General features: G+C 43.6%; 9 protein-coding genes. All 9 read left to right on the forward strand.

The window, feature by feature from the left end:
• The first annotated feature begins 1 nt into the window (after position 1).
• A complete protein-coding gene (gene rplA / locus FLM54_RS01200; RefSeq protein ID WP_010392122.1) occupies positions 2–706 on the forward strand; it encodes a 50S ribosomal protein L1 in 705 nt (234 codons plus the stop codon).
• Positions 707–1,026: 320 nt separating this feature from the next.
• Positions 1,027–1,521, forward strand: coding sequence for a 50S ribosomal protein L10 (gene rplJ, locus FLM54_RS01205; protein ID WP_008108464.1), 495 nt, complete (start codon positions 1,027–1,029; stop codon positions 1,519–1,521).
• Positions 1,522–1,595: 74 nt separating this feature from the next.
• Complete coding sequence (gene rplL / locus FLM54_RS01210; protein WP_008108465.1) at positions 1,596–1,958, forward strand: 50S ribosomal protein L7/L12; 363 nt, start codon at positions 1,596–1,598, stop codon at positions 1,956–1,958.
• A gap of 268 nt (positions 1,959–2,226) precedes the next feature.
• Complete coding sequence (gene rpoB / locus FLM54_RS01215) at positions 2,227–6,252, forward strand: DNA-directed RNA polymerase subunit beta (RefSeq protein WP_010392125.1); 4,026 nt, start codon at positions 2,227–2,229, stop codon at positions 6,250–6,252.
• Between the two features lie 104 nt (positions 6,253–6,356).
• Entirely contained in the window at positions 6,357–10,529 is a 4,173-nt protein-coding gene (gene rpoC, locus FLM54_RS01220) for a DNA-directed RNA polymerase subunit beta' (RefSeq protein ID WP_178954656.1), read from the forward strand.
• A gap of 194 nt (positions 10,530–10,723) precedes the next feature.
• Positions 10,724–11,098 carry a 30S ribosomal protein S12 gene (gene rpsL / locus FLM54_RS01225; RefSeq protein WP_002958885.1) on the forward strand — a complete coding sequence of 125 codons (375 nt, stop codon included), beginning with the start codon at positions 10,724–10,726 and terminating at the stop codon, positions 11,096–11,098.
• Positions 11,099–11,195: 97 nt separating this feature from the next.
• Entirely contained in the window at positions 11,196–11,666 is a 471-nt protein-coding gene (gene rpsG / locus FLM54_RS01230) for a 30S ribosomal protein S7 (RefSeq protein WP_010392135.1), read from the forward strand.
• A gap of 27 nt (positions 11,667–11,693) precedes the next feature.
• Positions 11,694–13,808, forward strand: a complete 2,115-nt coding sequence (gene fusA / locus FLM54_RS01235) for an elongation factor G (protein WP_010392137.1) — start codon at positions 11,694–11,696, stop codon at positions 13,806–13,808.
• A gap of 62 nt (positions 13,809–13,870) precedes the next feature.
• The gene (tuf, locus tag FLM54_RS01240) at positions 13,871–15,055 is read left to right on the forward strand and encodes an elongation factor Tu (RefSeq protein WP_004589660.1); all 1,185 of its coding nucleotides are present in this window, start codon (positions 13,871–13,873) and stop codon (positions 15,053–15,055) included.
• Positions 15,056–15,327 lie beyond the last annotated feature (272 nt).

Here is a 15,327-nt window from a genome sequence, read left to right on the forward strand (position 1 = left end):
AATGGCTAAATTAACTAAACGTATGCGTACTATCCGCGAAAAAGTGGAAGTAACTAAAGATTACGAAATTAACGAAGCAGTTGCTCTTTTAAAAGAACTAGCGACAGCTAAATTCGTAGAAAGTGTTGACGTTGCTGTTAACCTTGGTATCGATGCTCGTAAATCTGATCAAAACGTTCGTGGTGCAACTGTACTACCTAACGGTACTGGTCGTGACGTTCGTGTTGCTGTATTCACTCAAGGCGCTAATGCAGAAGCTGCAAAAGAAGCCGGTGCTGAATTAGTAGGCATGGAAGATCTTGCTGACCTAGTTAAGAAAGGCGAGATGAATTTTGACGTTGTTGTTGCATCACCAGACGCTATGCGTGTTGTTGGTCAACTAGGTCAAATCTTAGGCCCACGTGGTCTAATGCCAAACCCTAAAACTGGTACTGTAACACCTAACGTTGCAGAAGCAGTTAAAAATGCGAAAGCAGGTCAAGTGCGTTACCGCAATGACAAAAATGGTATCATCCATACTACTATTGGTAAGGTTGATTTCACTGCTGAGCAGTTACAACAAAACCTTGAGGCTCTAATTGTTGCGCTTAAGAAGGCTAAACCTTCTCAAGCTAAAGGTGTTTACTTGAAGAAAGTAACTATCTCTACAACAATGGGCGCAGGTGTTTCTGTTGACCAAGGCACTTTAAGCACAGTTGTTGCTTAATTGAGTGTTTACATGGCGTGAAATTTGTACTATAATTTTGCGCCATTTTGCTGATTAATTTAGTTAATCGCAAAGTAAAGAATTCGGGTTGAAGTCCATAATTTCGAAGCGCCTTCGGGCAACGCGATAAATTGGGCTTCCGTCCAAGACCGTAGGCGGCTTCGGCCTTAATATTACCTACGTAGACGGTGTGAATCCCCAGATAGATTTTTCCTAATCTTCTGGCTCTCGCCGTAAAAAGCATCTCCACCTTTATTGGTGGGGAAGAGTAAAACAGGGAAGCCGATGTACGGTAACCCATTAAACCAGGAGTAACACCCATGGCTTTAAATCTTCAAGGCAAAAAGGCAATTGTTGCTGAAGTCAACGAAGCAGCCACTGGTGCTCTATCTGCAGTAGTTGCAGATTCTCGTGGTGTAACAGTTGGTGCAATCACTGCCCTTCGTAAAGAAGCTCGCGAAGCGGGTGTTTGGATGAAAGTTGTCCGTAACACTCTAGCTAAACGTGCTCTTGAAGGAACAGACTTTGAATGCCTATCTGATTCATTTGTTGGTCCAAGCTTAATCGCTTTCTCATCAGAGCACCCAGGTGCTGCTGCGCGTATCTTTTCAGACTTCGCGAAAAAGAATGAGAAATTTGAGCTTAAAACGGCCGCTTTTGAAGGTAATGTAGTAGATGCAGCTATGCTTGCAACTCTACCTACATACGACGAAGCTGTTGCACGCTTAATGAGCGCTATGAAAGAAGCGTCTGCTGGTAAATTGTGTAAAACAATTGAAGCAGTACGTGTACAGAAAGAAGAGCAAGCTGCTTAATTTTAAGCTGTTTAATCCCTTTCGGTGTAAATTTATTTGGACCTTAGAGTCCGTTAATTATTAGGAAATTTGTAATGTCTGTAACTAAAGACCAAATCCTTGACGCAATTGCTGAAATGTCAGTAATGGACGTTGTTGCTCTAGTTGAAGCAATGGAAGAAAAATTCGGCGTAACTGCTGCAGCTGCTATGGTAGCAGGTCCTGCTGCTGAAGCTGCTGAAGAGAAAACAGAATTTGACGTAATCCTTACTGGCGCTGGCGCTAATAAAGTTGCGGCAATCAAAGCTGTACGTGGCGCAACTGGTCTTGGCTTAAAAGAAGCTAAAGCTCTAGTTGAAGCTGCTCCAACTCCAGTTAAAGAAGGTATCTCTAAGGAAGAAGCTGAAGCTCTTGCTAAAGACCTTACAGAAGCTGGTGCTGAAGTTGAGGTTAAGTAATCTAGCTTTTGCTAGGTTCGCTGCCTGAGAAATCAGGCAAGGGCTGGTGATTATTTAATCACCGGCCTTTTTGCGCTATAGAGCGACTATTCTTATAGCGCAAATAAAATCTGATTTATTCTTTAATTTCAACACTTTATAGTTTGCTAGTGTTGAGGTGGGATTAAGTTGGAACAACAGTTAATGTTGTACATCTTGGCATAGATGCCAGTTAAGTCTGTTCTTACAAGAACAGGTCGGGTCAAAGATCAGCAAGCTGAGGAACCCCATGGCTTACTCTTATTCTGAAAAGAAACGTATCCGTAAGGATTTTGGTAAACGTCCACAAGTTTTGGATATACCTTTCTTACTGTCGACGCAGTTAGAATCGTTTAAAAAATTCTTAGTCCCGGACGCTGATGGCGATCATGGTTTGGAAGCTGCCTTCCGTTCTGTGTTCCCAATTAAAAGCTACTCGGGAAATTCTGAGCTTCAATACGTAAGTTATCGTATTGGTGAGCCAGTATTCGATGTAAAAGAATGTCAAATTCGCGGTGTGACTTATTCTGCTCCACTTCGCGTGAAACTGCGTCTTGTAGTAATGGACAAAGAAGCTCCAGGCACAGTTAAAGACATTAAAGAGCAAGAAGTTTACATGGGCGAAATTCCGCTCATGACCGATACCGGTACTTTTGTAATCAATGGTACAGAGCGTGTTATCGTTTCTCAGCTACACCGTAGCCCTGGTGTATTCTTTGATAACGACCGCGGTAAAACTCACTCGTCAGGTAAAGTGCTTTATAACGCACGTGTAATTCCTTACCGTGGTTCATGGTTAGACTTCGAATTTGATGCAAAAGATAACTTATATGTACGTATTGACCGTCGTCGTAAATTACCGGCGTCTATCATCTTACGTGCACTTGAGTACACGAGTGAAGAAATCCTAGATATCTTCTTCGATACTACTGCGTTTGAAATCGCTGACGGTAAGGTTCTTATGGAACTTGTGCCTTCACGTTTACGTGGTGAAACTGCCGCTTTTGATATCAAGAGCGAAGACGGTGAAGTCCTTGTTGAAAGCGGTCGTCGTGTTACGGCTCGCCACATCAAGAGCATCGAGAAAAAAGGCATTAAGCAATTAGAAGTACCACATGAGTACATCATTGGCCGTGTATTAGCGAAGAACTATGTTGATGAGTCAACAGGTGAAATCATTGCTACTGCAAATGACGAGCTAACGCTTGAAATGATGGCTGAATTGGTTAAAGCCGGTCACACGACCATTGATACACTATACATCAATGAAGTGGACAGCGGCGCTTACATGTCAAATACGTTGAATATTGACTCGTCAAGCAACCGTTTAGAAGCACTAGTAGAAATTTATCGCATGATGCGCCCAGGCGAGCCACCGACGAAAGACGCGGCTGAAGCCTTATTTGAGAACTTATTCTTCTCAGAAGAACGCTATGACTTATCAACAGTAGGTCGTATGAAGTTCAATAGCCGTGTTGGTTACGATTCAGACACAGGCCCTGGCACATTAAGCAAAGAAGACATCGTAGCGGTTATGAAAGTATTGATTGCTATTCGTAACGGTGTTGGCGATGTTGATGATATAGACCACTTAGGCAACCGTCGTATACGTAGTGTTGGCGAAATGGCTGAGAATCAATTCCGTGTAGGTTTAGTACGTGTAGAACGTGCTGTACGTGAGCGTTTAAGCTTAGGTGACCTTGATGCGGTAATGCCACAAGATCTTATTAACGCTAAGCCTATTTCGGCAGCGGTTAAAGAGTTCTTCGGCTCGTCTCAGTTATCACAGTTTATGGACCAAAATAACCCGCTATCAGAAGTAACGCATAAGCGTCGTATTTCTGCATTAGGTCCGGGCGGTCTAACTCGTGAACGCGCTGGCTTTGAAGTACGTGACGTTCACGTAACTCACTACGGTCGCGTATGTCCAATCGAGACTCCTGAGGGTCCAAACATCGGTCTAATTAACTCATTGTCTACGTATGCACGTACCAATGACTACGGTTTCTTAGAAACACCTTACCGCAAAGTGGTAGACGGTGTAGTAACTGATGAAGTTGATTACCTATCAGCCATTGAAGAAGGTCAGTTTGTTATCGCACAGGCGAACTCAAACTTAACTGAAACCAATGAGTTTGTAGATGAACTTATTCCATGTCGTCACAAAGGTGAATCAACCTTTATGGGTCGTATGGACCAGCAATATATGGATGTATCACCACAACAGGTGATCTCTGTAGCGGCAGCACTTATCCCGTTCCTAGAACACGATGATGCTAACCGTGCATTGATGGGTTCAAACATGCAACGTCAAGCAGTACCAACATTGAAAGCGGACAAACCGTTAGTAGGTACAGGTATTGAGTTAACACTAGCAAAAGATTCTGGTGTAACGATTGTTGCTAAACGTGGTGGTGAAGTAATGTATGCCGACGCAAGTCGCATCGTTGTTAATGTACATGAAGAAGAGCGCATCCCTGGTGAAGCGGGCATCGACATCTACAACTTAACCAAGTACACACGTTCTAACCAAAATACATGTATTAACCAAAAGCCGACTTGTATGGTTGGTGAACCGGTTACTCGTGGCGATGTGTTAGCAGATGGTCCTTCGACTGACTTAGGTGACTTAGCCCTTGGTCAAAACCTTCGCGTGGCATTCATGCCATGGAACGGTTACAACTTCGAGGATTCAATCTTACTATCAGAGCGCGTAGTTGAAGAAGATCGTCTAACGACTATCCACATTCAAGAACTACAGTGTATCGCCCGTGATACTAAATTAGGCTCAGAAGAGATCACAGCAGATATCCCGAACGTGGGTGAATCTGCACTAGGCAAGCTTGATGAATCAGGCGTTGTATATATTGGTGCTGAAGTTAAAGGCGGCGATATCCTAGTAGGTAAAGTGACTCCGAAAGGCGAAACGCAATTAACACCAGAAGAGAAGCTACTACGTGCTATCTTCGGTGAAAAAGCGTCTGACGTTAAAGACAGCTCTTTACGTGTACCTAACTCTGTAACTGGTACTGTAATCGACGTACAAGTTTTCACCCGTGATGGCGTTGAAAAAGATAAGCGTGCGTTAGAAGTTGAAGACATGCAGCTTCGCGAAGCGAAGAAAGACTTCAACGAAGAGTTCCGTATTCTAGAAGCTGGTGTTTTAGAGCGTGCTCGCAAGTTACTTGTGGCAGCTGGCTTCGATGAAGACAACTTAGCGTCACTGAATGCTGAAAAGTTGCTAACTCAAAGCCTTGCTGAAGAAGACAAGCAAGCTGAACTTGAGCAACTAGCTGCACAGTACGATGAGCTTAAAGCTGAATACGATAAGAAGTTTGAAAACAAACGTCGTAAAATTACTCAAGGTGATGACTTAGCACCAGGTGTACTTAAAATTGTTAAAGTATACTTAGCTGTTAAACGTCGTATCCAACCGGGTGATAAAATGGCGGGTCGTCACGGTAACAAAGGTGTTATCTCGACTATCGTACCAGTAGAAGATATGCCATACGATGACAAAGGTCGTACGGTAGATATCGTACTAAATCCACTAGGTGTACCATCGCGAATGAACATCGGTCAGATCCTTGAAACACATATGGGTCTAGCTGCACGCGGTATTGGTGAGCGCTTAGAAGAAATGATGAAAGAGCAACGCGAGCTTCATGAGCTACGTGAATTCATCAAACAAGCTTATGAGATCGGTGAATCTCGTCAGGTTGTGGATATCGCTAGTTTCTCTGATGACGAAATTCGTCGTTTAGCTGAAAACTTAAAAGGTGGTTTACCGATTGCTACTCCTGCATTTGATGGCGCGAAAGAAGACGAAATCAAAGACATGCTAGAGCTAGGCGGCTACCCTAGAAGTGGTCAGGTTACACTTTATGATGGCCGTACTGGCGATCAGTTTGAACGTCAAGTAACTGTAGGTTACATGTACATGCTTAAACTTAACCACTTGGTTGATGATAAGATGCACGCGCGTTCTACTGGTTCTTACAGCCTTGTTACTCAGCAGCCGCTGGGTGGTAAAGCACAGTTCGGTGGCCAGCGTTTTGGTGAGATGGAAGTATGGGCACTTGAAGCTTACGGTGCTGCTTACACTCTACAAGAAATGTTAACAGTGAAATCGGATGACGTGAACGGTCGTACTAAGATGTATAAAAACATCGTTGATGGTAACCATAAAATGGAACCAGGTATGCCAGAATCGTTCAACGTATTGTTGAAAGAAATCCGCTCACTGGGTATCAACATCGAGTTGGAAGAAAATTAAGCCAATTAGATGCTGCAGTGAACGCTGCAGCATCTGTTATGGCTGAATAGAATGTAGGGACGAGAACATCCGTCCTCAAGATTAACTCCGACAGGAGAGCTAAGGTGAAAGACTTACTTAAGTTTCTGAAGCAACAAAATAAGACCGAAGAATTCGATGCAATTCGCATTGGTCTTGCTTCACCAGACATGGTTCGTTCATGGTCATACGGTGAAGTAAAGAAACCTGAGACTATTAACTACCGTACTTTCAAGCCTGAGCGCGATGGCTTATTCTGTGCCCGTATTTTCGGCCCAGTGAAAGATTATGAGTGTTTATGTGGTAAATATAAACGCCTTAAACACCGTGGTGTGATCTGTGAAAAGTGTGGCGTTGAAGTAACACTCACTAAAGTGCGTCGTGACCGTATGGGTCATATAGAACTGGCAAGTCCAGTTGCGCATATATGGTTTTTAAAATCATTACCGTCACGTATCGGCTTAATGCTTGATATGACGCTTCGTGATATTGAACGTGTTCTTTACTTCGAATCATTCGTAGTAACTGAGCCTGGTATGACAACGCTTGAGCGTGGTCAGCTATTAGGTGAAGAAGAATACCTAGATGCACTTGAAGAGCACGGCGATGAGTTTGAAGCGAAGATGGGTGCTGAAGCAGTATTAGACTTGCTTCGTGAACTCGATCTTGCTCAATTAATTGCAGAGATGCGTGAAGAGTTACCAACAATTAACTCTGAAACTAAGCGTAAAAAGATCACTAAACGTCTTAAGTTAATGGAATCGTTCCACCAATCAGGTAATAACCCTGAGTGGATGATCATGACAGTACTTCCAGTATTGCCACCTGACTTACGTCCATTAGTACCACTAGACGGTGGCCGCTTTGCGACATCTGATCTAAATGACCTTTACCGTCGTGTTATTAACCGTAATAACCGTCTTAAGCGTCTACTAGATTTAGCTGCACCAGATATTATCGTACGCAACGAAAAACGTATGTTACAAGAAGCGGTTGATGCGCTACTTGATAATGGTCGTCGTGGTCGTGCAATTACAGGTTCTAACAAACGTCCACTTAAATCGCTTGCTGATATGATCAAAGGTAAGCAAGGTCGTTTCCGTCAGAACTTACTTGGTAAGCGTGTAGATTACTCTGGCCGTTCTGTAATCACGGTTGGTCCTACACTTAAGCTTCATCAGTGTGGTCTTCCTAAGAAGATGGCATTAGAGCTTTTCAAACCATTCATCTATGGCAAATTAGAACGTCGCGGCATGGCTACGACAATCAAAGCAGCTAAAAAGATGGTTGAGCGTGAAGTAGCGGAAGTATGGGATGTACTAGACGAAGTAATTCGTGAACATCCAGTATTACTTAACCGTGCACCAACACTTCACCGTTTGGGTATCCAAGCGTTTGAACCTGTGCTTATCGAAGGTAAAGCGATTCATTTGCATCCATTAGTATGTGCGGCTTACAACGCCGACTTCGATGGTGACCAAATGGCGGTACACGTACCGCTAACAATTGAAGCGCAGCTAGAAGCTCGTGCGTTAATGATGTCTACAAACAACATCTTATCGCCTGCTAATGGTGAGCCAATCATCGTTCCTTCACAGGACGTTGTATTAGGTCTTTATTACATGACGCGTGACCGCATTAACGCCAAAGGCGAAGGCACCGTATTTAAAGATCCTAAAGAAGCAGAAAAAGCATACCGTAGTGGTAATGCCGACCTTCACGCAAAAGTGAAAGTACGTATTAGCCAATCAGTAGCTAATGAAGATGGTGTTGTAGAAGATACAATCACTATCATTGATACTACAGTGGGTCGTGCAATTCTGTCTCTTATTTTACCTAAAGGTATGCCGTTTGAGTCAATCAACCAAGCTCTAGGTAAAAAGCAAATTTCTAGCTTACTAAATGAGTGTTACCGTCGTCTTGGTTTAAAAGACACAGTAGTTTTTGCTGACCAAGTTATGTACACCGGTTTCCACTACGCAATGAAGTCAGGTGTTTCAATTGGTATCGATGACTTAGTTATCCCACCAGTTAAAGCATCAATCATTGAAGCAGCAGAAGCTGAAGTAACTGAAATCAACCAACAATTCCAATCAGGTCTTGTAACGGCTGGTGAAAAGTACAACAAAGTTATCGATATTTGGTCACGTGTAAATGAGAACTTATCACGTGAAATGATGGCTAACTTGTCAAAAGACACCGTAGTGAATGCGCAAGGTGAAGAAGAAGAGCAACCGTCATTTAACTCAGTGTTTATGATGGCCGACTCAGGTGCTCGTGGTAGTGCCGCTCAGATCCGTCAGCTAGCAGGTATGCGTGGTCTAATGGCACGTCCAGATGGTTCAATCATCGAGACGCCAATCACGGCTAACTTCCGTGAAGGTCTAAACGTACTTCAGTACTTCATCTCAACGCACGGTGCGCGTAAAGGTCTTGCCGATACAGCACTGAAAACAGCGAACTCGGGTTACCTAACGCGTCGTCTAGTAGACGTTGCACAAGATTTGGTAATCAATGAAGACGATTGTGGCACAGAAGATGGCTTAACAATGAAACCGCTTATTGAAGGTGGTGACGTTGTAGAAGCACTTCGCGAACGTGTACTAGGTCGTGTTGTTGCTGAAGATGTTGTTATTCCAGGTACTAATACAGTACTTGTAGAACGTAACATCATGCTTGACGAAAAACTGTGTGACCTTTTAGAAGAGCACTCAGTTGATGAAGTTCGTGTACGTTCTGTTATCACCTGTGATAACGACTTTGGTGTTTGTGCTAAGTGTTATGGTCGTGACCTAGCACGTGGTCATATCATCAACGCGGGTGAATCAGTTGGTGTTATCGCGGCACAATCAATCGGTGAGCCGGGTACACAGCTTACGATGCGTACATTCCACATCGGTGGTGCGGCATCAAGAGCGTCTGCTGAAAATAATGTACAAGTTAAAACTAACGGTACATTAAAACTTCACAACGCTAAGTATGTATTAAATACAGATGGTAAGATTGTTATTACCTCTCGTTCTACCGAAATCACTATCATTGATAGCTATGGTCGTGAGAAAGAGCGTTATAAAGTACCTTACGGTGCGGTATTAACAGTGCAAGACAATGCAGAAGTTCAAGGTAACGACATTGTTGCTACTTGGGACCCGCATAGTCACCCAATCGTTCTTGAGCATAAATCAAAAGTATCGTTCAGCGATATCGATGATTCAAATACTGAAGCACAGACTGACGAACTAACGGGTTTAACTCGCGTAGTTGTTAAAGATCTTGCTAAAGCGAATGCGAAAGAGCCGAAACTTATCATTGAAAGTGATGAGCGTGGCTTGCAAGAAACACGTCTTCCTTCATTCACTACGATTGAAGTAACAGACGGCGCGACTGCAAATCCTGGTGACGTACTAGCACGTATTCCGCAAGAAGGTTCGAAAACTCGTGATATCACGGGTGGTCTACCACGCGTAGCCGACTTATTTGAAGCGCGTAAGCCGAAAGATCCAGCTATCTTAGCTGAAATCACCGGTACGATTAGTTTCGGTAAAGAGACTAAAGGTAAGAAACGTTTAGTTATTACTCCAGCTGAAGGCGATCATTACGAAGAAATGATTCCTAAGTGGCGTCAACTTAACGTGTTTGAAGGTGAGCAAGTGTCTAAAGGTGAAGTTATCGCCGATGGTCCAGAGTCACCGCATGACATCTTACGCCTACGTGGTGTGACTCATGTTGCTAACTACATTGTTAACGAAGTGCAAGAGGTTTACCGTTTGCAGGGCGTTAAGATCAATGATAAGCACATTGAAACTATTATTCGTCAAATGCTACGTAAATGTATCATTCTAGACGGTGGTGATACTGAGTTCTTAGCTGGTGAGCAAATTGAAGTGGCACGCGTTAATATCGCAAACCGCGACCTTGAAGCTCAAGGTAAGATCCCAGCTAAGTTTGAAATCCAGTTAATGGGTATCACTAAAGCATCACTAGCGACAGAATCTTTCATCTCAGCAGCCTCGTTCCAGGAGACAACTCGTGTCCTAACAGAAGCCGCTGTAAATGGTAAGAGCGATGAGTTACGCGGTCTGAAAGAAAACGTAATTGTGGGTCGATTGATCCCAGCCGGTACCGGTTTTGCGTATCATCAAGATCGTATGGCTCGTCGTAAGCAAAAAGACGTTGTTGAAGAGCAAACGGTAAGTGCAGAAGAGGCGACTCAAGCACTGACTGATGCCTTAAACGCGGATTTATCTGGAAATCAATAAACCGAATCTAATCAATAGATTAGAGTTTAGCAAGGTAGTTATCTACTGCCTTGCGAGCGGTTTAGGTTGACAGGTCAATCTTTGCTCATTAAAATTCCGCCACCCATTTACTTGCACGTTTAATACATGCTCGTAAAACAAGGGCGGATTTTTTATTTTTTTCAGTAGTAATTTTAATTTCAGGAGCTATTTAAATGGCAACTATTAACCAGCTAGTGCGTAAGCCACGTCGTAGCAAGGTTACTAAAAGTAACTCAGCTGCGCTTAAAGCGTGTCCGCAAAAGCGTGGTGTATGTACTCGCGTATATACAACTACACCTAAGAAACCAAACTCGGCGTTACGTAAAGTAGCTCGTGTACGTTTAACTAACGGTTTCGAAGTAACTTCATACATCGGTGGTGAAGGTCATAACCTTCAAGAGCACAGTGTAATCCTAATCCGTGGTGGTCGTGTTAAAGATTTACCAGGTGTGCGTTTCCACACTGTACGTGGTGCACTTGACTGTGCAGGCGTAAGCGACCGTCGTCAAGCTCGTTCTAAATACGGTGCAAAACGCCCTAAAGGCTAATTGTATTCCGTTAGTAAGGCCAAGCACTAAATATTATTAATTATTGTTTTGGGTTATTGTTCCAAAAGGACAAACCTGAATAAACCGGAGATACAAAATGCCTAGAAGACGCGTAATAGGTCAACGTAAAATTCTTCCAGATCCTAAGTTCGGATCGGAACTTCTTGCAAAATTCGTTAACATCGTAATGTTAGACGGCAAGAAATCTACTGCTGAAAAAATCGTTTATGGTGCGCTAGACGTGGCTGCTGAGAAATCAGGCAAGTCGCACCTAGAAATCTTTGAAACTGCACTTGATAACATCCGTCCACAGGTAGAGGTTAAATCTCGCCGTGTTGGTGGTTCAACTTATCAAGTACCAGTTGAAGTACGTCCAGTACGTCGCAACGCATTAGGTATGCGTTGGTTAGTAGACGCTGCACGTAAGCGTGGCGAAAAATCTATGGGCTTACGTTTAGCTCAAGAAATCGTTGACGCTGCTGATAACAAAGGCACTGCGGTTAAGAAACGTGAAGACGTTCACCGTATGGCTGAAGCGAATAAAGCATTCGCTCATTACCGTTGGTAATCTGTCCTTAACCTTTAAGAGGATTTTATGGCACGTACAACTCCACTTGAGCGTTACCGCAATATCGGTATTTGTGCTCACGTAGATGCAGGCAAAACCACCACAACAGAACGTGTTCTGTTCTACACAGGTCTTTCTCATAAGATCGGTGAAGTGCATGATGGCGCTGCAACTATGGATTGGATGGAGCAGGAACAAGAGCGTGGTATCACAATCACTTCTGCTGCAACAACGTGTTTCTGGAAAGGGATGGACGCTCAATTTGACGACCATCGCATCAATATTATTGATACCCCAGGGCACGTAGATTTCACTATCGAAGTAGAGCGTTCTTTACGTGTACTAGATGGTGCGGTAGTTGTTCTTTGTGCTTCATCGGGTGTACAGCCGCAAACTGAGACAGTTTGGCGTCAAGCGAACAAGTACGAAGTTCCGAGAATGATCTTCGTAAATAAAATGGATCGCACGGGCGCTGACTTCTTAACGGTTGTAAGCCAGGTGAAATCTCGTCTTGGAGCAACGCCTGTTCCAGTCCAGCTGCCTATTGGCGCTGAAGACGACTTTAAAGGTGTTATTGACCTTATTAAAATGAAAGCCATTAACTGGAATGATAAAGACCAGGGTATGACTTTCTCTTATGAGGCAATACCGGCAGAACTTCAGGAACTAGCCGAAGAATGGCGCTCTCACTTAGTTGAAAGCGCTGCTGAAGCTACTGAAGAACTAATGGATAAATACTTAGAAGGTGAAGAGTTAAGCGAAGCAGAAATTAAAAATGCTTTGCGTCAACGCACATTAGCGAACGAAATTGTTCCCATGACGTGTGGTAGTGCATTTAAAAACAAAGGTGTTCAAGCTGTGCTTGATTGCGTTGTTGAATATATGCCATCACCAACACAAGTGAAACAAATCCAAGGTATCTTAGAAAATGGTACTGAGGAAGAGCGTCCTGCTGATGATAAAGCGCCGTTTGCTGCTCTTGCATTCAAGATTGCAACAGACCCGTTTGTTGGCACTTTAACCTTTTTCCGTGTTTACTCTGGTACTGTTAAACAGGGTGACGCGGTATATAACCCAGTAAAAAGTAAGCGTGAGCGTCTTGGTCGTATCGTTCAGATGCATTCAAACTCACGTGAAGAGATCAAAGAAGTCCACGCAGGCGACATCGCGGCGGCTATTGGTCTCAAAGACGTAACAACAGGTGAAACACTGTGTGATCCGAACTCTATTATTACGCTTGAGCGTATGGAGTTCCCAGAACCAGTTATCTCTGTTGCGGTTGAGCCTCGCACAATCGCTGACCAGGATAAAATGGGTATCGCGCTAGGAAAACTAGCTGCAGAAGATCCATCTTTCCGCGTACAAACTGACGAAGAATCAGGCCAGACTATTATCTCTGGCATGGGTGAACTTCACCTTGATATCATTGTCGACCGTATGAAACGTGAATTCAGTGTTGAATGTAACGTTGGTAAGCCGCAGGTTGCATACCGAGAAGCTATTCGTTCAACTGTTGAAGTTGAAGGAAAGTTTGTACGTCAATCAGGTGGTCGTGGTCAATATGGTCACGTCTGGCTTAAACTTGAACCGATGGATATTTCGGATGATGAAGCCCCAATTTACGAGTTCGTAAACGAAACCGTAGGTGGCTCAGTGCCGAAAGAATACATCCCTGCGGTAGACAAAGGTATCCAAGAGCAAATGGCTCAAGGTGTACTGGCAGGCTACCCATTACTTGGTGTTAAAGCGACTTTATATGATGGTTCATTCCATGATGTGGATTCGAATGAAATGGCATTTAAAATAGCAGGTTCACTGGCTATGAGACAAGGTGCGCTAGATGCAAACCCTGCACTTTTAGAACCAGTAATGAAGGTTGAAGTACTCACTCCTGAAGCAAACATGGGTGATGTAGTTGGCGACCTAAACCGTCGTCGCGGCATGATCGAAGGCATGGAAGATGCACTTGGTGGCCTTAAGCAAATTAATGCTGTGGTACCACTATCTGAAATGTTCGGTTATGCGACTGCTTTACGATCTGCAACACAGGGCCGTGCCTCATACTCTATGGAGTTTTTGAAGTACGCTGAAGCCTCTAAGCAGGTTGCAGATACAATAATTTCAGCTCGCGCTGTTATATGATTTTAGCTTGTCTGGCTCAATACTGAGTCAGGCTTTAATTTCTTTATTAGGAATTTTTTAAGATGGCAAAAGAAAAGTTTGAACGCGTAAAACCGCACGTAAACGTTGGTACAATCGGCCACGTTGACCACGGTAAAACTACACTAACTGCAGCAATCACTAACGTACTTGCAAAAGTATACGGCGGTGTTGCTAAAGATTTCGCATCAATCGATAACGCTCCAGAAGAGCGCGAGCGTGGTATCACAATCTCAACTTCACACGTTGAGTACGATACACCTACTCGTCACTACGCACACGTAGATTGTCCTGGTCACGCCGATTATGTTAAAAACATGATCACTGGTGCTGCTCAAATGGACGGCGCTATCTTAGTAGTTGCTGCGACTGATGGCCCTATGCCACAAACTCGTGAGCACATCCTACTTTCTCGCCAAGTTGGCGTTCCTTACATCGTTGTGTTCATGAACAAATGTGACATGGTTGATGATGAAGAGCTACTTGAGCTAGTAGAAATGGAAGTTCGTGAACTTCTTTCTGAATACGACTTCCCAGGTGATGACTTACCACTAATTCAAGGTTCTGCACTTAAAGCACTTGAAGGCGAAAAGCAGTGGGAAGACAAGATCGTTGAGCTTGCAGAAGCACTAGATTCTTACATTCCAGAGCCAGAGCGTGACATCGATAAGCCATTCATCATGCCTATCGAAGACGTTTTCTCAATCCAAGGCCGTGGTACTGTTGTAACTGGTCGTGTTGAAGCTGGTATCATCAACGTGAATGACGAAGTTGAAATCGTTGGTATCAAAGAGACTACTAAGTCTACTTGTACTGGTGTTGAGATGTTCCGTAAGCTTCTTGACGAAGGTCGTGCTGGTGAGAACATTGGTGCACTTCTACGTGGTACTAAGCGTGAAGACGTTGAACGTGGTCAAGTACTAGCTAAGCCTGGTTCAATCAACCCACACACAACATTCACTTCAGAAGTATACGTACTTTCTAAAGATGAAGGTGGTCGTCATACTCCATTCTTCAAAGGTTACCGTCCACAGTTCTACTTCCGTACAACTGACGTAACAGGTGACGTACAGTTACCAGAAGGCGTAGAAATGGTAATGCCTGGTGATAACGTTAAGATGACAGTAACTCTAATCGCGCCAATCGCGATGGACGAAGGTCTTCGTTTCGCTATCCGTGAAGGTGGCCGTACTGTTGGTGCTGGTGTTGTTGCAACTATCGTTGAGTAATCAACTGTTGTAATGCATTAAGCATTAAAAAAACCCGAGCTTAGTCTCGGGTTTTTTAATGCTTGAAGAAAAGTGATTAGCTATCAGCTTTTAGCTGCTCGGTGCTAATGTAAGCTAAGTAGCCTGAGTTACTATCAACCCCGAGTAGAAGCCAGCGGTTTAAGAACCTCTGAATATCTATAGTTTAATATTTGAGCGCTTTTTTTCACAGGAGGGAATATGACTATACGCTAAAACTCAGTAAAGACATGTCTATTCATTGAATAGCTATC

This window comes from Pseudoalteromonas sp. Scap25, assembly GCF_013394125.1.
In the GTDB taxonomy this organism is placed as follows: Bacteria; Pseudomonadota; Gammaproteobacteria; order Enterobacterales; family Alteromonadaceae; genus Pseudoalteromonas.

Excerpts from the sequence above, each read along its gene's own strand:
- rplA (WP_010392122.1), top strand. The coding sequence starts at position 2 with ATGGCTAAATTAACTAAACGTATGCGTACTATCCGCGAAAAAGTGGAA.
- rplJ (WP_008108464.1), top strand. The coding sequence starts at position 1,027 with ATGGCTTTAAATCTTCAAGGCAAAAAGGCAATTGTTGCTGAAGTCAAC.
- rplL (WP_008108465.1), top strand. The coding sequence starts at position 1,596 with ATGTCTGTAACTAAAGACCAAATCCTTGACGCAATTGCTGAAATGTCA.
- rpoB (WP_010392125.1), top strand. The coding sequence starts at position 2,227 with ATGGCTTACTCTTATTCTGAAAAGAAACGTATCCGTAAGGATTTTGGT.
- rpsL (WP_002958885.1), top strand. The coding sequence starts at position 10,724 with ATGGCAACTATTAACCAGCTAGTGCGTAAGCCACGTCGTAGCAAGGTT.
- rpsG (WP_010392135.1), top strand. The coding sequence starts at position 11,196 with ATGCCTAGAAGACGCGTAATAGGTCAACGTAAAATTCTTCCAGATCCT.
- fusA (WP_010392137.1), top strand. The coding sequence starts at position 11,694 with ATGGCACGTACAACTCCACTTGAGCGTTACCGCAATATCGGTATTTGT.
- tuf (WP_004589660.1), top strand. The coding sequence starts at position 13,871 with ATGGCAAAAGAAAAGTTTGAACGCGTAAAACCGCACGTAAACGTTGGT.